Raw genomic sequence first — 24,776 nt, forward strand, 5'->3', positions numbered from 1 at the left:
GCCCCAACCGCATTTATTTTCAATTACTTCAAATTACGCTTCTGATACTCGCCTGCCGCCTTCACAAAACCGGCGAACAGAGCGTGGCCATCACGAGGAGTAGAGGTGAACTCCGGGTGGAACTGCGCGGCCACGAACCAGGGGTGATCCGGGATCTCGATGATTTCCACCAACTTCTTGTCGGCGGAGAGACCGGTCACTTTCAGACCTGCCGCTTCAATCTGCGGCAGCAGCTTGTTGTTGACTTCGTAACGGTGACGGTGACGCTCGTAAATGGTCGGGCTGCCGTACATCTGACGCACCTTGGAATCTTCGACCAGGTGGCAGAGCTGGGAACCCAGACGCATGGTACCGCCCAGATCGGACTTCTCGGTACGGGTCTCGACGTTGCCCTCTTCATCCACCCACTCGGTGATGAGGCCGACGACCGGATAGGCGCAATCTTTCTTGAATTCTGAGGAGTGAGCCCCTTCCATGCCCGCTACGTTGCGAGCGAATTCGATCATGGCAACCTGCATGCCGAGGCAGATACCCAGGTAGGGGATCTTGTTCTCGCGGGCATACTGGGCAGCCAGAATCTTGCCTTCCACACCGCGCTCACCGAAGCCACCCGGCACCAGGATCGCGTCCAGACCTTCCAGCAGCTCGGCGCCACGGGTCTCGATATCCTGAGAGTCGATGTACTTGATGTTGACGGAGTGACGGGTCTTCAGACCACCGTGCTTGAGCGCCTCGTTTACGGACTTGTAAGCGTCCGGCAGGGAGACGTACTTGCCGACCATACCGATGGTTACTTCACCAGTCGGATTGGCCTCTTCATAGATAACCTGTTCCCACTCGGACAAATCAGCTTCTTTGCACTCCAGACCGAAACGCTCGGTGAAGTAGGAGTCCAGATTCTGGGATTTCAGCAGTGCCGGGATCTTGTAGATGGAGTCGACGTCTTTCATGGAGATGACGGCGCGCTCGGGCACGTTGCAGAACAGGGCGATCTTGGCGCGCTCGTTGGCCGGAATGGCACGGTCGGAACGGCAGATCAGCACATCCGGCTGGATACCGATGGAGAGCAGCTCTTTGACGGAGTGCTGGGTCGGCTTGGTCTTCACTTCACCGGCCGCAGCCAGGTAAGGAACCAGCGTCAGGTGCATGAACATGGCGTTGTTGCGGCCCACTTCGGCAGCCAGCTGACGAATGGCTTCGAGGAACGGCAGGGACTCAATGTCACCTACGGTACCGCCCACTTCGACGATGGCAACCTGATGGCCTTCGGCACCGGCAATCACCCGCTCTTTGATGGCGTTGGTGATGTGCGGGATAACCTGAATGGTGGCGCCCAGATAGTCACCACGACGCTCTTTACGCAGTACGTCGGCGTAGATACGGCCGGTGGTAAAGTTGTTGCGACGGGTCATCTTGGTGCGGATGAAACGCTCGTAGTGGCCCAAATCCAGATCGGTTTCGGCCCCGTCCTCGGTTACGAACACTTCACCATGCTGGGTCGGGCTCATGGTGCCCGGATCCACGTTGATGTACGGGTCCAGTTTCATGATGGTCACATCCAGACCACGGGCTTCCAGAATGGCTGCCAGAGAAGCTGCGGCAATGCCTTTGCCGAGGGATGAAACAACGCCACCAGTAACAAAAATATATTTGGTCGTCATGCTGAACCTGAAAGAAGTTTAGGGAATTTTAAGGGGTGCTTCGGGGATGAAGCAGGACGGGGAAACAGTATACCAAAAACCCCTCTCCCAAACAATGAGCAAAAATCTATCAGGCTCACCGCCCCCCCATCTTGCGCCAAATCAACTTTGCTCGGTTTCCTTCGCCTTATCCCAGGCGGCATCGAGCTTTTCGAGGGTGCAATCGGTCATTTTCAAGCCTTCTGCGGCGATTATCTGCTCAACCTGACGAAAACGACGCTCGAACTTGGCATTGGCACCTCGCAGTACCTGCTCCGGATCCTTGCCCAGATGACGCACCAGATTGACGGTGGCAAACAGCAGGTCGCCGAGCTCGTCGCTCACCCGCGCCTCGTCCACATCGGCCATCAATGCCTCTTCCATCACCTCGTCGATCTCTTCGTGGATCTTGTCCACCACAGGCCCCAGCGTCTTCCAGTCAAAACCGACGGTGGCGCAGCGTTTCTGAATTTTGGCGGCGCGAGTCAGGGCAGGCAGCGCCTGCGGGATATCGTCCAGCACACTCTCTTTGTCGAGGGCCGCTCGCTCTTTGGCCTTTTCCGCTTCCCAGTTCGCTTTTACCGCTTTCTCGTCGCCAAGGTCTGCATCGGAAAAAACGTGGGGATGACGGCGAATGAGCTTTTCACTCACCGTATCGACGATATCGGCGAAGTCGAACAAGCCCCGCTCTTTACCCAGCTGGGCGTAAAACACCACCTGAAACAGCAGGTCGCCCAACTCCCCTTTCAGCCCCTGCCAATCCTCGGTTTCGATGGCATCGGCCACTTCGTAGGCCTCTTCCAGGGTGTGCGGCACTATGCTCTGGAAGTCCTGTTTCAGATCCCAGGGACAGCCGTTTTGCGGATCGCGCAGGCGAGCCATGATGTCGAGCAGTTGGGGCAGATCGTAACGTTGGGACATGGGATATTCGCTTTCAATTCGTTCAAAAAGGGTCGTAAATGCAGACCGGCCACTGGGGCCGGTCGGTTCGATATCAAAGCCGCTTGGCGCTGATCACATCGTTGAGCTGACTGAGCTTGGCCAACGCCCGGTTGAAGGCGTTGATGTTGTAAATCTCCAGCTCCATGTCGATCTCCGCGGTCTGCTCGCGCACGTTGGAGCGTGAGCGCACCCCCATCACATTGATCTTCTCGTTGGCCAGCACGGTAGTGATATCGCGCAGCAGGCCGGAGCGATCGTTGGAGATGATCCTGATGGTGAGGCCGTAGCCGCCGGAGTAGTTCTCCCCCCACACCGCATCGATCAGCCGCTCAGGGTTGCGACGTGACAGCTCCTTGAGCTGCTCGCAATCTTCCCGGTGAATGGATACGCCGCGCCCCATGGTAATAAAGCCCTGAATGGAGTCCCCCGGAATGGGCTGGCAGCAGCGGGCGATATGGGTCATCAGGTTGCCGACCCCTTCCACCACGATATGGTCTTTGGGCTTGTGGCGCATCGGCGCATTGGCCTTCTGCTCCAGCTTCTCCAACAGGCGGCGATCTTCCTCTTCCGCCGTCGGCTTGTTGTAACAGGTGTCGAGATAGTTGAGCACCTGGTTGATGCGGATATCGCCGCTGCCGATACCGGCCAGCAGATCGTCGGTGCTCTCCAGATTGAAGCGGCGCAGCATGTTGCCCTTGTCGATCTTGGACATGCTGAGGTTGTGGCGATCCAGCTCCTTCTCAAACAGCTCGCGACCGGCCACGATATTCTTGTCCCGATCCAGTTTTCTAAACCAGGTCGCCACCTTGGCCCGCGCCCGGCTGGAGCGCAGGAAGCCGGCGTTGGGGTTCATCCAGTCGCGGCTCGGGTTGGGCTCTTTCTGGGTGATCACCTCCACCTGATCGCCGGTCTGCAGCGCGTAGGTGAACGGCACGATGCGGCCGTCAATCTTGGCGCCGATGCAACGGTGACCGATCATGCTGTGGACGTGATAGGCAAAATCGAGCGGGGTGGCGCCCGCCGGCAGGTCGATGACATCCCCTTTCGGGGTGAAGACGTAGACCCTGTCCTCGAACACCTGACTGCGCAGATCTTCCAGCAGGGAGCCGCTCTCGGAGAGATCTTCCTGCCAGGCGAGCAGCTTGCGCAGCCACTCGATCTTGTCTTCGAAGGTGTTGGCCTTGCCGCCAGCCTGTGCCCCTTCCTTGTAGCGCCAGTGCGCCGCGACGCCGAGCTCGGCGTCCTGATGCATCTGGTCGGTACGGATCTGGATCTCGACCGTCTTGCCCTCCGGCCCCACCACTACGGTGTGGATCGACTGATAGCCGTTGGGTTTGGGGTTGGCGACATAGTCGTCAAACTCGCGAGGAATGTGGTGGAACTGGGTATGCACGATACCGAGCGCCGCATAGCAATCCTGCAGCCGCTTGGTCACTACCCGCACCGCGCGCACGTCGAACAACTCGTTGAATTCGAGGTGCTTCTTCTGCATCTTGCGCCAGATGCTGTAGATGTGTTTCGGCCGACCGTACACCTCGGCGTCAACTCCCGCCTCTTTCAGGCCATTACGCAGGGATTGCACAAACTCGCGGATGTAGCGCTCGCGGTCGAGCCGCTTCTCGTCGAGCTGCTTGGCGATCTGTTTGTAGGTATCCGGGTGCAGGTAACGGAAGGCGAGATCTTCCAGCTCCCACTTGAGCTGGCCGATACCCAGACGGTTGGCGAGCGGTGCATAGATATTGGTGATCTCCTGGGCCATCAGCACCCGGGTCTCTTCATCTGCCGTCTTAGCTTCCCGCAGGCAGGCGATCCGCTCCGCCAGCTTGATCACCACGGCGCGCACATCCTCGACCATGGCGAGCAACATGCGACGTACGTTGTCGACCTGCTCCGGCGAGGTTTCGCTGCGATGGAGGGTCTGCAGGGAGCGGATGGCTTCCATCTCCAGCACCCCTTCCACCAGCTTGGCGATCTTGGAGCCGAAGTCCTCGTCCATCCGCTCCTGGCTGATGAGGCCGGCTTCGACGAAGGGGTAGATGATGGCCGCTTTGAGAGTGCCGATATCCATGCTGAGCATCTGCAGGATGCCCACCATTTCGATGCCACGCACCAGCAGCTTGCTGGTCAGCGCCTCGTCACCGAGCGTCAGACAATACTGATAGACGGTTCGCAGCTGATCCTTTTCACTGTCACTCAAGGAGAGCGAGCTGACCCACTCTTCCAGGGTGAAGTTGTCTTTCAAATGAATATCGCGAACCGCAACCATGGTATCAATCCTTTAAATTATCGGGCCGAAAGCTGTCACTTTCCCCCCTCATGAGATTGCCTCAAATGGGGATATCCAGCGCACTTTTCAAGGCATATTGTCCAGAAAGACAATAGAGCGCACCAACAGGCCCTGCCGAACGACGAGGGTCTAGATTACCCCAATCACACCAGCTCAAACAGCCGCAGACATGCCAGATTACATATCCGCATCGCCGTACCGATGAGCAGGATTACTTCATATACACACCTGCTCAAAGAGTAACGAACATGCCGGATGACCTATCCGGCATCGCCGAGCTGATGAGTCATTTACTCCCGTTCAAACAGCGCCATGGACTCCAGATGACCGGTGTGAGGGAACATGTCGAGCATGCCGAGGCGCACCAGACGGTAACCCCCTTTCACCAGCACCTGACTGTCCCGCGCCAGGGTGACTGGGTTACAGGAGACGTAGACCACCCGCTTGGGTGAAAGTTTCACGACGTGTCCCATCACTTCCAGCGCGCCGGGACGAGCCGGATCCAGCAGTACCAGATCAAACCCTTCCCGCGCCCAGGACATGCCGACGATGTCATCGCTCAGGTCGGCCTTGTAGAAACGGGCATTGGTGATGCCGTTGCGACGGGCGTTCTCTTCGGCCCGCTGCACCATGGCCAGTTCACCTTCGACACCCACCACTTCGCGAGCCTGACGGGCCAGCGGCAGGGTGAAGTTGCCGATACCGCAGAAGAGATCGAGCACCTTGTCATCCTTGCTCGCCCCGAGCCATGTCAGCGCCTGCTCAACCATGCTCTGGTTGATGGGGCCGTTGACCTGAATGAAATCACCGGGAGCAAATGCAAGAGACAGGCCATCCAGCGAGTAGGATGGAGAAAAATGTTGCTGCAGCGCTTCGATGCGATCATCCGCCGCCTGCAGGTAGAGGTCGATCCCCTGTGCTTTTGCAAACTCCACCAGCAGGGCGCGATCCGCCTCATTGGGGCGGCCGGTGTGACGCAGCAGCATCATGATCCCCTGCTCGGCCTGGATAAGCTCCGCATGGCCCAGCTCGCGCTGGCTCTTGAGGCGATTGAGGCACTCACGCAGCGGGGCAATCAGCGCAGAGAGCGGCTCAGCCAGCACAGGGCACCCTTCGATTTCCACCAGATCGTTGCTGTTGCGACGGCGGAAACCGACCCGGGTGCAGCGACCGTTCTTGTCAAATTTGATGGCCAGACGACAGACCCGGCGGTAGGCACGATCTTCACCGGTCAGTACCGGCTCCAGCGCCGGCGCCTTGATGTTGCCCAACCGCTCGAACAGGCTGACCAGTCCCGCCGCCTTGGCGGCTTGCTGATCGGCAACCGACATGTGCTGGGCACTGCAACCGCCGCACTCGCGATAGTGGCCGCAAAAGGGGGCGATACGATTGGCCGCCGGGGTCACCACCTGCTGCAAGGCGGCGTGACCATACTGCTTTTTCTCTTCGGTGATGCGTGCCTTGACGGTCTCGCCGGGCAGTGCCCCTTCGACGAAGATCGCCTTGCCCTGATGGCGACCGATACCGACGCAGTGGTGATCGAGGGTGTCTATCGTAAATTCAATGCGTTGGAGCTGGGTGGACTTCTTTTGGGGCTTGAAAAACTGGGCCATAAAACTTGGTGCCTATAGGTGGCTATGTCATGATTGTGGAATCTGCTGCCGGGTATTGTCCCACAAGAATAATAGTATGACCAAATACGGCCACAGAGCCCGTGTATTGCCATCAACCCTATCGCCAACCCTGTTCACTGGTGGCCTGTTCGTATGACCAAATATGGCCTGAGAGCACGCGTTCTCGCCTTCACCATCCTGCCAACCCTGATCATCGGTGGCCTGATGGCCGGTTACTTCACCTTCCACCGCTACCAGCAGCTGGAAAACAACCTCATTGATCAGGGGATCAACATTATCGAACCGCTGGCGATCGCCAGTGAATACGGGATGACCCAGCACAGTCGCGAATCCCTCAAGCGGCTGATAGGTCTGACCCATCGCAAGAACTCCCCCTTCATCAAGTCCATCGCGGTTTTCACCCAAGACAACCAGCTGTTCGTTACCTCGAACTATCACCGGGATTTCACCCGGCTCAGGCTGCCCGATGGCGAGCCCATTCCGGATCTGACCAGCGTGACGTTTCAGGGGGACGACATCATTTTGCGCACACCGATCCAGGCTGAAACCAGTCTGGATGGCTTCCCGCTGCCCAGCGATGTAGAGCCGCCGATGATCGGCTACATCTCGATGCAGATGGCGACCGACAGGGCCATGCTGCTGCAGTACCGCGACACCTTCTTTGCGGTGATCATGGTGCTCATCGGGGTCGCCTTCAGTACCCTGTTTGGCTTCCGTCTGGTCAAGAGCGTGACCCAGCCCATCACCAACATGGTGCAGGCGGTGCACAAAATCAGGGAGGGGCGGCTCGATACCCGGGTCAGCGGCCAGCTCACCGGCGAGCTGGATATGCTGAAAAACGGCATCAACGCCATGGCCAAGGCGCTCTCCGAATATCACGAAGAGATGCAGCAGAATATCGATCAGGCCACCTCTGACTTGCGCGAAACGCTGGAGCAGATCGAGATCCAGAACGTCGAACTCGACATGGCCAAGAAACGGGCGCAAGAGGCGGCGCGGGTCAAGTCGGAGTTTCTGGCCAACATGTCCCACGAATTGCGTACCCCGCTCAACGGGGTCATCGGTTTTACCCGCCAGCTGCTGAAAACCAGCCTGACCCCGAGCCAGACCGACTACATGCAGACCATCGAGAAATCGGCGCGCAACCTGCTTGGCATCATCAACGACATCCTCGACTTCTCTAAGCTGGAAGCGGGCAAGCTGCAGCTGGAACATATCCCGTTCAGCCTGCGCGACACCCTCAACGAGACCATGCACCTGCTCGGCCCCAGCGCCCACGACAAGCAGCTGGAACTCTCCCTGCGGGTGGATGCCGATGTGCCGGACTACCTCACCGGCGACCCCATGCGTCTGCAACAGGTGCTGACCAACCTCACCGGCAACGCCATCAAGTTCACCGAACAGGGCAACGTGGATGTTCATATCGAGCAGACCGGCAGTGGCAACCACAAGGTGAGGCTCAACGTCCAGATCCGCGATACCGGCATCGGCATCTCCCAGGAGCAGCAACATCAGCTGTTCCAGGCCTTCAATCAGGCCGACTCCTCCATCTCCCGCCGTTATGGCGGCACGGGTTTGGGCCTCGTTATCACCCAGAAGCTGGTGCAGCAGATGGGCGGCCAGATCCGTTTCGAATCGGAGCTCGGCAAGGGCTCCATCTTCTCCTTCAGTCTGGATGTGGAGGTCTCACCCCTGCCCCAGACCGATCAACTGCCGCTGGATCGGATCCGTGGCAAACGGCTCTGGCTGCTGGAGCCGGATCCCTTTGCGCAAGCCTCCCTGCTCGCCCTGTTGGCGGAGTGGCACCTCGACGTGCACCCACTGACTAGCGATGATCCCTGGCCCGAGATGAGCGAGCAGGAGATGGTGATCATCGGCAGCAGCACCCTGCATACGCCGCAGCAAGTGCTCGGCCGTCTCGACAAACTGAACGGCCAGCAGCAGAACACCATAGTACTGCTCAGCAGCCACGAGCCGGCGCTCTATGAAGCGATGCTGGCCCATGGCGCCCAGCACTGTCTCTCCAAACCGGTCAACCACCGCAAGCTACTGCACGCCCTGCTCTCGCCGGAATCGAGCCGCCAGAAGCTGCCTGCTCAGCCTGCGCCGCGCCAGTTGCAGCCGATCAAGGTGCTGGCGGTGGACGACAACGCCGCCAACCTCAAGCTGATCGCCGCCATGCTCAAGGAGATGGTGAGTCAGGTGGTGGTGTGCAAAAACGGCAAGGAGGCGGTCAAGCAGGCCCAGAGCCAGCCGTTCGACATCATCTTCATGGATATCCAGATGCCGATCATGGATGGCATCAGTGCCACCCAGGCGATCCGCAACCAGTCCCTCAACACCACCACCCCGATCGTGGCGGTGACCGCCCACGCCATCCCCGGCGAACGGGAGCGGCTGATCCGGCAGGGGATGGACGACTATCTGGCCAAGCCCATCGACGAGAGCATGCTGGCCCAGCTCATCACCGACTTTGCCCATCGCCGCCACCAGAATAATGGTGCCCAACAGATCGACTGGGCACTGGCGGTGCGGCAAGCGGCGGGGAAAGAGCATCTCGCCAGAGAGATGCTGACCATGCTGCTGGCCAGTTTCGACGAAGTGGAACCTGTGCTGGATAGCGCGCTGGCTGGCGAAATTGAAGATAGCGAGGTGCTGGCCCAGCTCCATCGCCTCAACGGTGGCTGTGCCTATTCCGGGGTGCCGGGACTGCAACGGCTGCTCTCCCAGCTGGAGCAACAGCTGCGTGACGGCGTGCCGGTCAGCGAGCTGGAACCCGAGCTGCTGGAGCTGCAAGATGCGCTGGAACTGGTGCGCCAGGAGGCGCCCCGCTATCTCGGCAAGGCTTGATGAGCTTGACCTGAACTGTATTGGCCCCCGCTTTTTCTGACGCGAGGGCCGCCAGATGGTAAAGTTGCGCCGTTTACACAGGAGTCAGCATGACCAACAACGATATTCTGCGCCGTCTGCGCTACGCCCTCACCATCAGCAACGACCAGATGGTCGAGATGTTTGCCAAGGGCAACCTGACGGTCACTCACGCCCAGCTGCACAGCTGGTTGATGAAAGAGGCGGCGGAAGGTGAAGAGCAAGAGGCAGGCTATGTCGCCTGTCCCGACTCGGCCCTGAGCCAGTTCCTCGACGGTTTCATCATCGCCCGCCGCGGCGTGCGGGAAGATGCACCGGCCCAGGTGATCCCGAACCGGATCAACAACAATATGATCCTGCGCAAGCTGCGCATCGGTCTCAACTTCAAGGAAGAGGACATGCTCGGTACCCTCAAGCTCGCCGACTTCAACCTCTCCAAGTCCGAGCTCAGTGCCCTGTTCCGCTCCAAGGATCACAAGCACTATCAGGATTGCGGGGATCAGATCCTGCGCAACTTCCTGATTGGTCTCACGGCCAAATACCGCAGCTAACCAGCCGCGCGACTGACCAGACAGGGCCTTCGACATGTGCCAGCGACTCACTCCTCCCACGTTCAGCAGCCTGGCTGCGGCAGGGGGATGGCGCTGGCGCTCTCTTCTTCCCCTCTTATTTCTACCACTGGTTCTTCTGCTGGGTGGTTGTACTCCGTCCGAATACCAGCTCTCTACCCGCCATCAGAGCGCCAACCAGAATGAGCGGATCGCCTTTCTGATCCTCCACTACACCGACGAAGACGATGCCAACTCCCTGCGCCTGCTGACCGAGCCGGAGCACAAGGTGAGCGCCCACTACCTGATCCCCCGCGACAGCCACGAAACACCACTCACCGTCTATCAGCTGGTGCCGGACAACGCGCGCGCCTGGCATGCGGGACGCAGCCGCTGGCACCAATATGCCGGGCTCAATGCCAGCTCCCTTGGCATCGAGATCGTCAACCTCGGCTATCCAGCAGAAGATGAGCCGCTGGCCCCCGATGCGCGCCGCTGGCAACCCTATACCCCGCAGCAGATTGCTGCCGTCGGCGCCCTCAGCCGCAAGCTGGTCGACCGTTACCGGATCCCGCCGACCCAGGTGCTGGCTCACAGCGACGTCGCCCCCGAGCGTAAGCAAGATCCCGGCCCCCACTTCCCCTGGCGCCAGCTATATCTGACGTACGGGGTCGGTGCCTGGCCCGATGAAGGTCGGGTGGCCGAGTTGCTGGCCAGTCCCTTGCCCTATTGGGATGCGGCCATGTGGCAGCAGCAGTTGGCCCGCTATGGCTATGGTCTGCCCCGGAGCGGCCAGTGGGATGAGCAGAGCCGCGCCGTCATGGGCGCCTTTCAGCTCCACTTTCGCGCCAGCAAGGTCGATAGCAAACCGGACCGCGAGTGTCAGGCCATCCTGATGGCGCTGCTCGAAAAATACTTCCCCTAATCCTCATCCATTGCCCCCGTTGCTGCGTACTGTTTGATAGCCGTTAGCTATCAAACAGTTAGGCACAAGCAATTGTCCCTGCATTTTGCAAGGCGTTATTCTGACTGCGTTCCGAAAGAGAATTTAAAACCGATTTCCAAATCTGGAGGTGAATGATGAAAAGCCCGATTGGTCTTGATACTGCTCAATCACAAGCCCTGGCAGCCGAGTTGAACAAATTGCTGGCCAGCTACCAGATCCTCTACATGAACGTGCGCGGCTTCCACTGGAATATCCGTGGCAACCAGTTCTTCGAACTGCACCTGAAATTTGAAGAGATTTACAACGACCTGCTGCTGAAAGTCGATGCACTGGCCGAGCGGATCCTGACCCTGGATGGCGTGCCGATGCACAGCTTCAGTGACTACCTGAAAGTCTCTGCCATCCCAGAGCAAAAGGGGCTTCGCGATGGCCGCGCCTGTGTCGAATCCCTGCTGGAGAGCTTCCGCGAACTGCTGGTCGCCCAGCGTCGTATTCTGGGCCAGGCCGCCGAAGCCGGTGATGAGGGCACTGCCTCCATCCTCTCCGACTATGTGCAGCAGCAGGAAAAACTGGTCTGGATGCTGCGCGCTTATCTGGCCTGATAGTGAACCAAGCCAGCTACAGCGTACGTATGCTGGCTTGAGTAAGTACCGGGCCGAAAGCTCCTGACCAGACCACGGCCCAATCCGTCTGATTGTTATGTTCTGTTGCAAACCTGAGTTGTCTCTCCTTTTATCCACCCGCTTGCCGCCCTGTTTGGGCGGCTTTTTTTGTTTTTGATCTGCATCAAGGGAATCTTAATTGGCAAATTGAATACCTATTAAGTTTTTCGCGAGAGGAATAGAATCACCACAAAACAGACAACTGAAATGTCCAATTAGGAGAGGCATGATGTTTTGTGTGCAATGTGAACAGACAATTCGTACCCCGGCAGGCAACGGCTGTGCCTACGCACAAGGTATGTGCGGCAAGACGGCGGAAACCTCGGATCTGCAGGATGTGCTGATCTACACCCTGCAGGGGCTCAGCGCCTGGGCGCTGGCCGCCCGCGAGCAAGGCATCATAGATCGCGAGGTCGATGCTTTCGTGCCCAAGGCCTTCTTCGCCACCCTCACCAACGTCAACTTCGACTCGAATCGCATCGTGGCCTACGTCAATCAGGCCCTCGCCTATCGCCAGCAGTTAGCCGATCGTCTGACCGCCATGGCGGTGCAGGTCAACGACTTGCCACAGTCCGCTTACTTCGAACCCGGTGCCGAACTGCTGGAACAACTTGCCCATGCCGCACCAGCCGCCCCCAATCGGGGCAAGAGCGAGGTGAACGAAGACATCATGGGGCTGCGTCTGCTCTGTCTCTACGGCCTCAAGGGCGCCGCCGCCTACATGGAGCACGCCCGGGTGCTGGATCAGCAGAGTGACGAGGTGGCCGCCGAATTCCACCGCATCATGAGCTGGCTCAGCACAGACCCGAGCGAAATGGGTCGGCTGTTCAGCTGCGCCATGGAGATCGGTCAGCTCAACTTCAAAATCATGGAGATGCTGGATCTGGGTGAAACCAGCGCCTTCGGCCATCCGGAGCCGACCCAGGTACGCGTCACCCCCATCCCCGGCAAGTGCATTCTGGTCTCCGGCCACGACATGATGGATCTCAAGCTCATTCTGGAGCAGACCAAGGGGGCCGGCATTCATGTCTACACCCACGGCGAGATGCTGCCCGCGCTGGCCTACCCCTTCTTCAAGCAGTACCCCCATCTGGTGGGCAACTACGGCTCCGCCTGGCAGAACCAGCAGAAGGAGTTTGCCAACTTCCCGGGCGCCGTGGTGATGACCTCCAACTGCATCATCGACCCGAATGTGGGCAACTACTCGGATCGTATCTTCACCCGCTCCATCGTCGGCTGGCCGGGCGTCACTCATCTGGAGGGGGATGATTTCTCCGCCGTGATCGCCAAGGCGCAAGCGCTGGAAGGCTTCAAACACACAGAGCTCGAGCACTTCATCACCATCGGCTTTGCCCGCAACGCCCTGATGCAGGCCGCCCCCGCGGTGATTGAGAAGGTCAAAGCCGGAGAGATCAGCCACTTCTTCCTGGTGGGTGGCTGTGACGGCGACAAGGCCGAGCGCGCCTACTTCACCGAGTTTGCCAAGGCGGCGCCGCGCGACAGCCTGCTGCTCACCCTGGGCTGCGGCAAATACAAGTTCAACAAGCTCGATTTTGGCGACATCGGCGGCATTCCGCGTCTGCTGGACGTGGGCCAGTGCAACGATGCCTACTCCGCCATTCAGTTGGCGCTGGCACTCTCCGAGGCGTTCGAGTGCGGGGTCAACGATCTGCCGCTGACGCTGGTGCTCTCCTGGTTCGAGCAAAAAGCCATCGTTATTCTGCTCACCCTGCTCTCCCTCGGGGTGAAGGATATTCGTACCGGCCCGACCGCCCCCGCCTTCCTCACCCCGGCCCTGCTCAAGGTGCTGGAAGAGCAGTTCGGTCTGAAAGGGACCACCACGGCCGAGGCTGACTTGGCCGAGATCCTGGCGGCCTGATCGGTACCGCATGTTGTAAGCGTTTGGCGAGCCGCCCGGCTCGCCTTTTTTCTGGACCCGGCTTTTTCACCAGACGTTTTTCGAACCGTTTCAAACCTAAGGAGCCTTGTGATGACCTCTCTCACGCTCACCTGCATTGGCCGCCAACAGAACACCCACGACGTAGTGAGCTGGCAGCTGGTGCCGTTTTCCGGCAGCCTCCCTCCCGTGCTGGCAGGCCAGTGCATCACCCTGCACACCGAGATCGACGGCCAGCCGGAGTGCCGCGCCTATACCCTCTCCTCCAGCCCGCAGGATGCCTGCTGGCAAGTGACTATCAAGTATGTGGGACGGGTCTCTCGCCATCTGCACCAGACCCTGCAAGTGGGCGACGAGATCCGGGTGGATGGTCCCTTTGGCGACTTCAACCTAACCGCCTTGCCCTGCGAACGACCACTGCTCTTGAGCGCCGGTTCCGGCATCACCCCCATGTGGGCCATGCTGCGAGACGAGCTCGCCAAACGGCCGGATGCCGATATTCGCTTTATCCATAGCGCCCGCTCGCCAGCAGATGTGATCTTCGCAGATGACTTGGCTGCATTGGCCGAAGCGCACCCCGGTGTACGGCATGCCCTGATACTGGAAGGGGCCCCAGCAGATCACCCCTGGATTGGCCGACTCACCCCCGCCATGCTGGCCGAACTGGCCCCGGATCTGCGCGAACGCCACGTCTATCTCTGTGGCCCGGCACCCTATATGGCGGCGGTCAAAACCATGCTGGCCGAACTGGGACTGCCGCAGGAGCAGCTGCATCAGGAGTCCTTCGGTCTTCCTCCCGTAGAGCCAGCCACGACCACCAGCGACCACTTCTGGCTGACCCTGAAAAAGAGCGGCAAAAAGGTGAAGATCCTGCCGGGTCAGACCCTGCTGGCGGCACTGGAAGCGGCGGGCGAAACCATAATGGCCGCTTGCCGCGCCGGGGTATGTGGCAGCTGTCGTTGCACCACCACAGGTGACATCGAGCGCCAGAGCGTGATGACCCTGAGTGCGCAGGATCTGGAGAGCGGCGTTGCTCTGGCCTGCTCCTGCACCGCCAGCGGGGATGTCAGCGTCGACTATTGAAGCTCGTTCCTGGCATCTCACGCTTTTCCCGAGTGGGTCGGGCAGGTAGACTCAGCCCCAGTTTCAGTCGAAGACGGGATAAAAAAATGACAATTCTGGTTACAGGGGGCGCCGGCTATATCGGCTCCCATACCCTGGTTGAACTCTTGAACGTCGGGCAGCAGGTGGTGGTGCTGGACAACCTCTCCAACTCCTCACCGGAGTCACTCAAGCGGGTCGAACGGATCACCGGCAAGCCGGTCATCTTCGTCGAAGGGGATGTGCTGGACAGAGCCTGCCTGCAGCAGCTGTTTGCCAACCACCAGATCGAATCGGTCATCCACTTCGCCGGCCTCAAGGCGGTCGGGGAGTCGAGCCAGATCCCGCTCACCTACTACCAGAACAACATCAGCGGCACTCTGGTGCTGTGCGAAGAGATGGCCAAGGCCGGAGTTTTCCGGCTGGTATTCAGCTCCTCGGCCACTGTCTATGGCGATCCCGCCTCGGTACCACTGCGGGAAGATTTCCCCACCAGCGCCACCAACCCCTATGGTCGCTCCAAGCTGATGGTGGAGGAGATCCTCCGTGATCTCGCCAAATCCGATCCCCGCTGGGCTATCGTACTGCTGCGTTACTTCAACCCGGTCGGCGCCCACGAGAGCGGCCTGATTGGTGAAGATCCCAACGGCATCCCCAACAACCTGTTGCCCTATATCAGCCAGGTGGGTGTCGGCAAGCTCAAGGAGCTGGGGGTATTTGGCAACGACTACCCGACCCCGGATGGCACCGGCGTACGTGACTACATCCATGTGGTGGATCTCGCCATCGGCCACCTGAAAGCACTGGCGCGCATCAAGAGCGACACCGGCGTCTTCACCTACAACCTGGGCACAGGTCAGGGCTACTCGGTACTGGAGATGGTCAAGGCGTTTGAAGCGGCCAGCGGCCGACCCATTCCCTACCAGATCAAACCCCGTCGCCCGGGCGACATCGCCGAGTGCTGGGCAGAGCCGACGCTGGCCCGTGCCGAGCTGGGCTGGCAGGCAGAGCGCGGTCTGGAGCAGATGATGGTCGATACCTGGCGCTGGCAAAGCAACAACCCGAACGGCTATCAAGGCTGATGATCTAGCGGGTGGATAACAAAACGCCCCGACATTTTCATGTCGGGGCGTTTTATTTTGCGACGTTCAATCAGTGGGTCTGACTGCGCAGCAGCGGCACACGGGCCAATCGGGGGGCGATGCGCTCTATCAGCCGATCCGCCAGCGGGGTCAGCAGCAACCAGGGCAGACAGAGGGTCGCCAGCCCCAGTGCGCCGACGTAGACATCGGTAAACCAGTGGGCGCCAGCCAGAATGCGCGGCGCGGAAAAGATCGGCACCATCAGCAATGCGGTGACTCCCGCCCAGCGCGGTAGATAGCGCAAGGCGTAGCCGGCGAAGATCATCAGGAACAGGGCGTGATCCCCGGGGAAGCTGTCACCGGAAGAGTCCTTGGTCGGAATAGCGCTGATCTGGGTCACCCGCAGCGCATCGGCCACCATCAGGGTCGGGCTGGGTCGCTCCACCGGCAATCGGTGACCAAGCTGGTTGATCACCAGTGCACTCAGCAGCATCACTATGCCCATCGCCACCAGCTGGCGACGACCCGCCAAATCCCGGGCGAAGAAGCAGCGGGCCAGGATCAGCCCCATACAGGCCAGCACCGCCAGATCGAACAGCCGGTTATTGGTGATGGCCACCAGATCGGCCCACAGAGCCGACTGGCCGAGCCAGCCGTTGACGGTATGAAAAATCGCGAGGTCCCACTGATCCCAGGGACCGTGAGCGGGCAGCGCAGCCCAACTGATGGCCACCAGACCACCGACCAGATAGCAAAGCAGGAACTTGCCCATGGGGACTCTCCTTTGGAAAAGGGCGATATCGTAAAACTGTAGAGTGCGTCACAAAACCGAAGAATTGTAAGAAAGTGCGACACAATATCAAGCCTCAAATAAAGCCCATCAGCCCATTCCAATCTCGCATATCCCAACAGCGCCAAGATTTCTGCCTCCGGTGCTGCATCTGTGGGCCTCTCACCATGAGTGCGGCTTGTGCCACCACCGCAACACCCCCTAGAATGCGCACTTCCCTTTACTGCGAAAGGAAGCGGTATGCATATTCACATTCTCGGGATCTGCGGCACCTTTATGGGTGGTCTGGCGGTGTTGGCAAAACAGCTTGGTTACCGGGTAACCGGTTCGGATGCCAATGTCTATCCCCCCATGAGTACCCAGCTCGAGCAACAGGGCATCGAACTGACCGAAGGCTATGACCCCTCCCAACTCGATCCGGCGCCGGATCTGGTGGTGATTGGCAACGCCATGAGCCGCGGCAACCCCTGTGTTGAATATGTGCTGGACCGCAATCTGCCCTACATCTCCGGCCCCCAGTGGCTGCTGGAGCACGTGCTGCAAGATCGCTGGGTGCTGGCCGTAGCCGGCACCCACGGCAAGACCACCACCGCCAGCATGCTGGCCTGGGTGCTGGAGTACGCCAAACTGGAGCCCGGTTTCCTTATTGGCGGCGTGCCGGGCAACTTCCCGGTCTCGGCCCGTCTCGGCTCCGCCCCCTTCTTCGTCATCGAAGCGGACGAGTATGACTGCGCCTTCTTCGACAAACGCTCCAAGTTCGTCCACTACCACCCGCGCACCCTGGTGATGAACAATCTGGAGTTCGACCACGCGGACATCTTCCCGGATCTCGCCGCGATCCAGCGCCAGTTCCACCACCTGATGCGCACCGTGCCGAGCAACGGCCGAGTGCTGTTCCCGCAAGCCGATGACAACCTCACCGCCGTGCGCAAGATGGGCTGCTGGAGCGAAGTGGAGCTGGTAGGTCAGGACGACGCCAAGTGGCAGGCGGTCAAGCTGGCCGATGACGGCTCCGCCTTCGAGGTGTGGCTGGATGGTGAAAAACAGGGCGAGGTGCACTGGGAGTGCATCGGCGAGCACAACGTCAACAATGGCCTGATGGCCATCGCCGCTGCCCGCCACGCCGGTGTCATGGTAGAGCATGGCATCGCCGCCCTCTGCCAATTCAAATCCCCCAAGCGGCGGATGGAGCTCAAGGGTGAGGTAGCGGGCATCAGCGTCTATGACGACTTCGCCCACCACCCCACCGCCATCGAGACCACCCTCGGCGGCCTGCGCGCCAAAGTGGGCGAGGCCCGCATTCTGGCGGTGCTGGAGCCGCGCTCCAACACCATGAAGCTGGGGGTTCACAAGGAGGAGCTGGCTGGCTGCTTCGATGGCGCCGACGAGGTGTTCTTCTTCCAGCCGCCCAACATCGGCTGGGATCTCGGCGAGGTGACCGCCCATATGACCCGACCGGCCAAGGTATTCAATGATCTGGAGACCCTGATCAACCGGCTGGTGGCCGAGAGCCGCGATGGCGACCATATTCTGATCATGAGCAACGGCGGCTTCGGTGGCATTCATGACAAGCTGATCGCCCGCCTCAAGGATTACCACGGCGAACTATGAACAAAGCGATCACCCTGGCGCTGACCGGCGCCTCCGGCGCCCCCTACGCCCTGCGCCTGCTCCAGTGTCTGGTGCAGGCGGACTATCGGGTCTACCTGCTCGCCTCCTCGGCGGCTCGTGTGGTACTCAAGACCGAGCAGCAGCAGGATTGGCCGGGCTCGCCGAAAGAGCTCTCTGCCTATCTCTGTCGCCAATATGGCGCCAAGGAGGGGCAGATTGTCGCCTGCGGCAAGGAGGAGTGGTTCTCGCCGGTGGCCTCCGGTTCGGCCGCGCCCAAACAGATGGTGGTCTGCCCCTGCTCCATGGGCACCGTCTCGGCCATTGCCAACGGCACCTCGGACAACCTGCTGGAGCGGGCAGCGGATGTGGTGCTCAAGGAGCGTGGCCAGCTGATCCTGGTGCCCCGCGAAACCCCCTTCTCGGCGATCCATCTGGAGAACATGCTGAAACTGGCGCGGCTCGGGGTGACCATCATGCCTGCCGCCCCCGGTTTCTATCATGAGCCGAAAAGCATCGCCGATCTGGTGGACTTTATGGTCGCCCGCATCCTCGATCATCTCGGTGTCGAGCATGAGTTGACCCACCGCTGGGGCTATGGCCACCACTGAGCTGACCGCCATATCCGGCCATAAAAAAACGGCGCCACTCAATGAGTGACGCCGTTTTTTCGTTAAGCCGTGTTAGCGAGCCTGAATTGGCGCCGTCACGTACTTGAACAGGAAATCAGTCACCTCTTGGCGCGCCGGGCGCTGAGGTTGATTGATCATCTGCATCATCACATAGCCAAAACCGGTCAAAGAGCGGGCCAGATCCTGTGCTGACAGCACGCTGGTGATCTCCCCTGCATCCATGGCGGTTTGCAGCTCGCTGGCGATCAGCTCAAGGCAGTGATCGAGCAGCCGGGTATAGCGGGGCCATACCTCTTCCCGAACCGATGAGCTCCACTCCAGCCAGATACCGGCATAATCCGGTTGATCGTAGGCGGCATCGACAGAGAGGCGTACATGACGCTGGATCTTGTCGAAAATGGAGCCCTGGTCACCGTATGCCTGCGACAGCATCTGGTTCACAAAGCGTTCGATCTCGGCCAGCACCTCATCTACCAACTCCTCGCGGGTGTTGAAATAGTTGAAGACGGTAGCCACAGAGACCTTGGCCTGTTCGGCTATCTCGGCGTGACCTGCACGGCCAATGCCGCGACGGGAGAACACCTCGATGGCACATTCCATCAATTGGGAGCGACGAGCTTCCGGCGACAGCCGGGTACGACGTCTTATTTCTGCGCGTGGTTCCATAGTTTTTATCATCTAATAGTTATTGATTATGGTGTTTATAGTATTTTAACTAATCATGCCTGAGTGCCTGCTAACTCTATCAATTAAAATAAGCCGATAAAAGCACCACGTATCTCTAGCACCCTTCAACATGAGTGGTAGAATCATCGGTTTTGATATTCATGAACGGCCAAATCCCCTTTGGCCTTATGGGAGTAAGTGATGAAACACACCGTCGAGGTGATGATCTCCGAGGCTGAAGTAGCCGCCCGGATCGCCAAATTGGGTGAAGAGATCACCGCCCGCTATCAGGGTTCTGACGAAGTCGTGATGATTGCGCTGCTGCGCGGTTCCTGCATCTTCCTGGCCGACCTCTGCCGCCAGTGCAAGCTGCCCATCACCCTGGACTTCATGACCGCCTCCAGCTACGGCTCCGGCATGCACAGCACCCGTGACGTCCGCATCCTCAAAGACCTGGACGACGACATCAAGGGCAAGGATGTGGTGATCGTGGAAGACATCATCGACACCGGTTACACCCTCAACAAGGTGCGCGAGATCCTCTCCCTGCGCGAGCCGAAATCCCTGGCCATCTGCACCCTGCTGGACAAACCCTCCCGCCGCGAAGTGCAGGTGCCGGTCGACTGGATTGGCTTCGCCATTCCGGACGAATTCGTGGTCGGCTGTGGCATCGACTATGCCCAGAAGTACCGCAACCTGCCGTTTATCGGCAAAGTGGTACCCCAGGAGTAAGCCAGGTTCAGGAATATCACGGGTGAAGCGGCCTTGCGCCCTTTACTCTGTGCAGGCGGCCTTGGCCGCCTTTTCTGTATCGAGCCGGATTCAACCATCATAGAGGTTGCAATGAACGCACTGGAAATCAGCGGCCTGAAAAAGACCTATCAGGGGGGCGTCGAAGCCCTTAAAGGCATCGATCTTACCGTCAGGCAGGGGGATTTCTTCGCCCTGCTAGGCCCGAACGGCGCGGGCAAATCCACCACCATCGGCGTCATCAGCTCGCTGGTGAACAAGAGCGCTGGCAAGGTGAAGGTATTTGGCTACGACATCGACAGCGATCTCGAACAGGCCAAGGCCCAGCTCGGACTGGTGCCGCAGGAGTTCAACTTCAGCCAGTTCGAGAAGGTGATCCAGATTGTCACCCATCAGGCCGGTTTCTACGGCGTGCCCAAGGCGGAAGCCAAGATCCGCGCCGAGAAGTACCTGCGCCAGCTCGATCTGTGGGAGAAGCGCGACATGCCTGCCCGCACCCTCTCCGGCGGTATGAAGCGTCGCCTGATGATCGCCCGCGCCCTGATGCACGAGCCCAAACTGCTGATCCTCGATGAACCGACCGCCGGGGTCGATATCGAGATCCGCCGCTCCATGTGGACCTTTCTCAAGGATCTCAACGAACAGGGTGTCACCATTATCCTCACCACCCACTATCTGGAAGAGGCCGAGATGCTCTGCCGCAACATCGGCATCATCGACAAGGGGCGTCTGATCGAGAACACCAGCATGAAGAATCTGCTGGGCAAGCTGGGTCGCGAGACCTTCCTGCTCGACCTTGCGCCAGGTTCTGCCGTACCTGAGGTGCCAGAGTTCAACGGCCGCATGCAGGATGAGCGCACCCTCGAGGTGGATCTCGACAAGAGCCAGTCACTCAACAGCCTGTTCGAGCAGCTGTCGAACCAGCAGGTGCAGGTCGTGAGCATGCGCAACAAGGCCAACCGGCTGGAAGAGCTGTTCGTCAATCTGGTCGAAGAGGGGAGAAAAGCATGAATCTGGCCATCTACTACATCGCCTTCAAGAGCATTCTGGCCAAGGAGGTGAGCCGCTTTACCCGCATCTGGATCCAGACCCTGGTGCCACCGGCCATCACCATGAGCCTCTACTTCGTCATCTTCGGCAACCTGATCGGTTCGCGCATCGGTGACATGGGCGGTTTCACTTACATGGAGTTCATCGTGCCCGGCCTCATCATGATGTCGGTGATCACCAATTCCTACTCCAACGTTGCCTCCTCCTTCTTCAGCGCCAAGTTCCAGCGCAATATCGAGGAGATGCTGGTGGCACCGGTGCCCAACTACGTCATCATCGCCGGTTACGTGGGCGGTGGCGTGGCGCGCGGCCTCTGCGTCGGCCTTATCGTCACCCTGGTGTCGCTCTTCTTCGTGCCGCTGCAGATCCACCATCTGTTCAGCGTCTGCGTGACCGTGCTGCTGACCGCCATCCTCTTCTCGCTGGGTGGCCTTATCAACGCGGTGTTTGCCAAGACCTTCGACGACATCAGCATCATCCCCACCTTCGTGCTGACGCCGCTCACCTATCTGGGCGGGGTGTTCTACTCCATCAGCCTGCTGCCCCCCTTCTGGCAGGGCGTCTCCCAGGTGAACCCCATCATCTACATGGTGAACGCGTTCCGTTACGGCTTCCTCGGCATCTCCGACGTGCCGCTCGGCACCGCCTACCTCATCATCATCGGCTTTATCGTGGCCCTCTACGGTATCGCCTGGTGGCTTATCTCCCGCGGCACCGGGCTGCGTCACTGATGACATGCAACGGGCACCTCGCGGTGCCCGTTGTTTATTCTCATCCTCCTATCTTCATCACACATCAGATAACCTCCCTGTTATTAAGGCTTTATCCGGCACCTTGTGATCCACCGCAATTTTCGGATTACCCCCAAAGGTATAATTCCCGCGGTTGGAAGAGCCGTGATGGACGGCCTCTTCCTCTCTCTCATTTCCCAGCAGGACAGGATCGCTTATGTCACTGATCACCGAGTTGCCAGCCATTTTCGAGAGTTTTTCAGATGCCCGTCGTCAGGGCTTTCTGGCTGTGATGGCACTCAAGGAGCGACAGATCCCCCTGGTTGGTACCTACTGCACCTTCATGCCGCAGGAGGTGGCGATGGCCGCCGGTGCCGTGGTGGTATCGCTCTGCTCTACCAGCGATGAGACCATCGAGGAGGCCGAGAAAGATCTGCCCCGCAACCTCTGCCCGCTGATCAAGAGCAGCTACGGGTTCGGCAAGACCGACAAATGCCCCTACTTCTACTTCTCCGATCTGGTGGTGGGTGAGACCACCTGCGACGGCAAAAAGAAGATGTACGAGTACATGGCCGAGTTCAAACCGGTGCACGTGATGCAGTTGCCCAACCGCGCCGATGACGAGGCCTCCCGCACCCTGTGGCGCAGCGAGATCGTCCGCTTCAAGGAGCTACTGGAACAGCAGTTTGGCCAGCCCATCAGCGAGCAGGCGCTGCGAGAGGCCATCGTGCTGAAAAACCGCGAACGCCGCGCACTGGCCGACTTCTACCGGCTGGGCCAGCTCAATCCCCCGGCACTGAGCGGCACCGACCTGCTCAAGGTGGTCTATGGCGCCACCTTCCGCTTCGACAAGGAGCAGCTCATCAGCGAGCTGCAAGAGATGACCCGCCGCATCAAGGCCGAGTATGCCGAGGGCAAGCGGCTCGATGCCCGTCCGCGCATCCTCATCACCGGCTGCCCCATCGGCGGCGCCGCCGACAAGGTGGTGCGCCTTATCGAGGAGCACGGCGGCTGGGTGGTAGGTTACGAGAACTGCACCGGCGCCAAGGCGACCGAGCAGTGCGTCAGCGAACAGGGTGACCCGTTCGATGCGTTGACCGACAAGTATCTGGCCATCGGCTGCTCCTGCATCTCCCCCAACCACCAGCGCATGGCGTTGCTGAGCCAGATGGTGGAGGAGTATCAGGCGGACGGGGTGATCGATGTGATCCTGCAGGCCTGTCACACCTATGCGGTGGAGTCACTGGCCATCAAGCGCCACGTACGAGAACGCCACGGCATCCCCTACATGGCGGTCGAGACCGACTACTCCAGCGCCGACAAGGGACAACTGGCCACCCGGCTGGCCGCCTTTATCGAAATGCTGTAAGGAGGCGCCGTGTCACTCTCCATCGGGATTGACTCGGGCTCCACCGCGACCAAAGGGATCCTGTTCGACAACCGGGATGGCGGACGCATCGTCCGCCGTTATCTGGTGCCGACCCCCTTTCGTCCGCTGGCTGCCATCGAGCAAGGCTGGGAGGAGCTCTCGGCCGATTTGCCAGAGCGCCCCCACCTGACCCTGACCGGCTATGGCCGGGATCTGGCGTCGTTCGCCGATCGCCGGGTTACCGAGATCTCCTGCCACGGGCTGGGGGCTCGCCTGCTCTGCCCATCGGTACACACCGTCATCGACATCGGCGGACAGGACAGCAAGGTGATCCAGCTCGATGGCGAGGGCAACCTCACCGACTTTCTGATGAACGACAAGTGCGCCGCCGGCACCGGTCGTTTTCTCGAGGTGATCACCCGTACTCTGGGGGCTCGGGTCGAGCAGCTCGACGAACTGTTGGAGGGCGCAGAGCCCCACGACATCAGCAGCATGTGTACCGTGTTTGCCGAGTCGGAGGCGATCAGCCTGCGCTCGGCGGGCATTCCAGCCGAGTCGATCCTGGCCGGCATCGTCCGCTCCATGGCACGGCGCAGCGCCAACTTTATCGGCCGCCTCGGCGCCAGACCGAGCGTGCTCTTTACCGGCGGCGTCAGCCACTGTGCCACCTTCCGCCACTATCTGGCCGAAGGGTTGGGCTGCGAAGTAGCCACCCACCCGGATGCCCAGTTTGCCGGTGCGCTGGGGGCCGCCCTGTTCGGCGCGCGCGCCAGCACGGGAGGCAAATCATGAATCAGGAGTTTCTCTACCTGTTCCACTCCACCCTCGGCACAGTCAGACTGCGCAAGCGGCTGGAGCAACATGGCCAGCAGTTTCGGGTCTGCGACGTGCCTCGCCTGCTCAGCGCCGGCTGTGGCCTCGCCATTCGTCTCCACTGTCTGCCAGACGAGTGGCAACAGTGGTGCCAGCGCGGCGAAACCGCCGCCGTCTTTCGCTGCGAAGCGGACGGCGACTATCAGGAGCTGGCACGCTACCCGGCCGATAGCCCGGACATGGCGAAGCAAACGCCTGTGGCTGGCAGTCGGAGTCATGGATGATAAAGATCTATCCCATGGCCGTTTATCTGCGCATGCTGGCCAATCTGGCGTTGGGGGGATTCTTCCTCGCCTCCGCCGGGTTCAAGCTGGTCTCCCCCGCCCTGTTCATCGATCAGATCGGCGCCTTTGGCCTGATCTGGCCGCCGCTGATCCCGTTCGCAGCCTGGGGGCTGATCGCCCTTGAGCTCTGCGCCGGGCTTGCTGTCATCGCCAACCGGCGCTGGGGATTGTGGCTGATGATCGGGCTGCTCGCCCTGTTTATTCCAGTGTTGGGCTATGGCGTTACCATCGGGCTCGACATCTCTTGCGGCTGTCTGGGCAGGGCTGATCTCAGCTCGCTGCCGGAGGCCATTGTGCGGGATCTGCTGCTACTGACGCTTGCGGGCGCCCTGCTGCGAACTTCCCGCCCCGTTTTTTCCATTCCAAAGGAGTAGTGA

General features: G+C 59.9%; 22 protein-coding genes. 16 read left to right on the plus strand and 6 right to left on the minus strand.

The window, feature by feature from the left end; all coding sequences use genetic code 11:
• Positions 1-23: 23 nt before the first annotated feature.
• The 4 genes from pyrG to rlmD form a co-directional block, all read right to left on the minus strand.
• Positions 24-1,661 (minus strand): glutamine hydrolyzing CTP synthase, encoded by a 1,638-nt coding sequence (gene pyrG, locus AB5Y73_RS00305; protein ID WP_005335584.1) that lies wholly within the window; start codon positions 1,659-1,661, stop codon positions 24-26.
• A 141-nt stretch (positions 1,662-1,802) separates the two neighbouring features.
• Positions 1,803-2,600: a nucleoside triphosphate pyrophosphohydrolase gene (gene mazG / locus AB5Y73_RS00310; RefSeq protein WP_107682713.1), complete on the minus strand. Its 798-nt coding sequence runs from the start codon at positions 2,598-2,600 to the stop codon at positions 1,803-1,805.
• Between the two features lie 73 nt (positions 2,601-2,673).
• Positions 2,674-4,887, minus strand: coding sequence for a GTP diphosphokinase (gene relA / locus AB5Y73_RS00315; RefSeq protein WP_005335588.1), 2,214 nt, complete (start codon positions 4,885-4,887; stop codon positions 2,674-2,676).
• Between the two features lie 311 nt (positions 4,888-5,198).
• Positions 5,199-6,521, minus strand: a complete 1,323-nt coding sequence (rlmD, locus tag AB5Y73_RS00320; protein ID WP_107682714.1) for a 23S rRNA (uracil(1939)-C(5))-methyltransferase RlmD — start codon at positions 6,519-6,521, stop codon at positions 5,199-5,201.
• A gap of 153 nt (positions 6,522-6,674) precedes the next feature.
• On the opposite strand from rlmD, the gene barA reads away from it, so the two are divergent.
• From barA to galE, 7 genes are all read left to right on the plus strand, one after another.
• Positions 6,675-9,392: a two-component sensor histidine kinase BarA gene (barA, locus tag AB5Y73_RS00325; protein ID WP_107682715.1), complete on the plus strand. Its 2,718-nt coding sequence runs from the start codon at positions 6,675-6,677 to the stop codon at positions 9,390-9,392.
• A gap of 89 nt (positions 9,393-9,481) precedes the next feature.
• Positions 9,482-9,961, plus strand: a complete 480-nt coding sequence (locus tag AB5Y73_RS00330) for a DUF1456 family protein (RefSeq protein WP_107682716.1) — start codon at positions 9,482-9,484, stop codon at positions 9,959-9,961.
• 34 nt (positions 9,962-9,995) lie between these two features.
• On the plus strand, positions 9,996-10,883 hold the full coding sequence (locus tag AB5Y73_RS00335; protein ID WP_107682717.1) for an N-acetylmuramoyl-L-alanine amidase: 888 nt from the start codon (positions 9,996-9,998) through the stop codon (positions 10,881-10,883).
• Between the two features lie 155 nt (positions 10,884-11,038).
• The gene (locus AB5Y73_RS00340; RefSeq protein WP_107682718.1) at positions 11,039-11,506 is read left to right on the plus strand and encodes a Dps family protein; all 468 of its coding nucleotides are present in this window, start codon (positions 11,039-11,041) and stop codon (positions 11,504-11,506) included.
• A gap of 289 nt (positions 11,507-11,795) precedes the next feature.
• On the plus strand, positions 11,796-13,445 hold the full coding sequence (gene hcp, locus AB5Y73_RS00345) for a hydroxylamine reductase (protein WP_107682719.1): 1,650 nt from the start codon (positions 11,796-11,798) through the stop codon (positions 13,443-13,445).
• A 111-nt stretch (positions 13,446-13,556) separates the two neighbouring features.
• The gene (locus AB5Y73_RS00350; RefSeq protein ID WP_107682720.1) at positions 13,557-14,546 is read left to right on the plus strand and encodes a hybrid-cluster NAD(P)-dependent oxidoreductase; all 990 of its coding nucleotides are present in this window, start codon (positions 13,557-13,559) and stop codon (positions 14,544-14,546) included.
• Positions 14,547-14,632: 86 nt separating this feature from the next.
• Entirely contained in the window at positions 14,633-15,646 is a 1,014-nt protein-coding gene (gene galE / locus AB5Y73_RS00355; RefSeq protein WP_107682721.1) for a UDP-glucose 4-epimerase GalE, read from the plus strand.
• A 70-nt stretch (positions 15,647-15,716) separates the two neighbouring features.
• Here the strand turns inward: galE and AB5Y73_RS00360 are convergent, their stop codons facing one another.
• Entirely contained in the window at positions 15,717-16,418 is a 702-nt protein-coding gene (locus AB5Y73_RS00360) for a phosphatase PAP2 family protein (RefSeq protein ID WP_107682722.1), read from the minus strand.
• Between the two features lie 258 nt (positions 16,419-16,676).
• Here AB5Y73_RS00360 and mpl point away from each other — a divergent pair, with 258 nt between their 5' ends.
• Both mpl and AB5Y73_RS00370 read left to right on the plus strand, forming a co-directional pair.
• The gene (gene mpl, locus AB5Y73_RS00365; protein ID WP_107682723.1) at positions 16,677-18,047 is read left to right on the plus strand and encodes a UDP-N-acetylmuramate:L-alanyl-gamma-D-glutamyl-meso-diaminopimelate ligase; all 1,371 of its coding nucleotides are present in this window, start codon (positions 16,677-16,679) and stop codon (positions 18,045-18,047) included.
• Positions 18,044-18,655, plus strand: a complete 612-nt coding sequence (locus AB5Y73_RS00370; RefSeq protein WP_107682724.1) for a flavin prenyltransferase UbiX — start codon at positions 18,044-18,046, stop codon at positions 18,653-18,655. Before mpl ends, AB5Y73_RS00370 begins: the two co-directional genes overlap by 4 nt.
• 72 nt (positions 18,656-18,727) lie before the next feature.
• On the opposite strand, the gene AB5Y73_RS00375 is transcribed toward AB5Y73_RS00370, so the two are convergent.
• Positions 18,728-19,342, minus strand: coding sequence for a TetR/AcrR family transcriptional regulator (locus tag AB5Y73_RS00375; protein WP_042079938.1), 615 nt, complete (start codon positions 19,340-19,342; stop codon positions 18,728-18,730).
• Between the two features lie 201 nt (positions 19,343-19,543).
• On the opposite strand from AB5Y73_RS00375, the gene hpt reads away from it, so the two are divergent.
• The 7 genes from hpt to AB5Y73_RS00410 all read left to right on the plus strand — a co-directional run bounded on the left by hpt (position 19,544) and on the right by AB5Y73_RS00410 (position 24,773).
• Positions 19,544-20,074: a hypoxanthine phosphoribosyltransferase gene (hpt, locus tag AB5Y73_RS00380; RefSeq protein WP_005362861.1), complete on the plus strand. Its 531-nt coding sequence runs from the start codon at positions 19,544-19,546 to the stop codon at positions 20,072-20,074.
• A gap of 111 nt (positions 20,075-20,185) precedes the next feature.
• Positions 20,186-21,103 (plus strand): ABC transporter ATP-binding protein, encoded by a 918-nt coding sequence (locus tag AB5Y73_RS00385; protein ID WP_100652864.1) that lies wholly within the window; start codon positions 20,186-20,188, stop codon positions 21,101-21,103.
• Positions 21,100-21,873, plus strand: a complete 774-nt coding sequence (locus AB5Y73_RS00390; RefSeq protein ID WP_005362866.1) for an ABC transporter permease — start codon at positions 21,100-21,102, stop codon at positions 21,871-21,873. The genes AB5Y73_RS00385 and AB5Y73_RS00390 overlap by 4 nt, the downstream gene beginning before the upstream one ends.
• Before the next feature lie 217 nt (positions 21,874-22,090).
• Positions 22,091-23,242, plus strand: a complete 1,152-nt coding sequence (locus tag AB5Y73_RS00395; protein ID WP_107682725.1) for a double-cubane-cluster-containing anaerobic reductase — start codon at positions 22,091-22,093, stop codon at positions 23,240-23,242.
• Between the two features lie 9 nt (positions 23,243-23,251).
• Positions 23,252-24,034, plus strand: a complete 783-nt coding sequence (locus AB5Y73_RS00400; protein WP_107682726.1) for an acyl-CoA dehydratase activase — start codon at positions 23,252-23,254, stop codon at positions 24,032-24,034.
• Positions 24,031-24,339, plus strand: coding sequence for a DUF3343 domain-containing protein (locus tag AB5Y73_RS00405; protein ID WP_107682727.1), 309 nt, complete (start codon positions 24,031-24,033; stop codon positions 24,337-24,339). The genes AB5Y73_RS00400 and AB5Y73_RS00405 overlap by 4 nt, the downstream gene beginning before the upstream one ends.
• Positions 24,336-24,773: a MauE/DoxX family redox-associated membrane protein gene (locus tag AB5Y73_RS00410; protein ID WP_107682728.1), complete on the plus strand. Its 438-nt coding sequence runs from the start codon at positions 24,336-24,338 to the stop codon at positions 24,771-24,773. The genes AB5Y73_RS00405 and AB5Y73_RS00410 overlap by 4 nt, the downstream gene beginning before the upstream one ends.
• Positions 24,774-24,776: the final 3 nt, after the last annotated feature.

The sequence above is a fragment of the Aeromonas sp. s7(2024) genome, assembly GCF_040907825.1.
In the GTDB taxonomy this organism is placed as follows: Bacteria; Pseudomonadota; Gammaproteobacteria; order Enterobacterales; family Aeromonadaceae; genus Aeromonas; species Aeromonas veronii.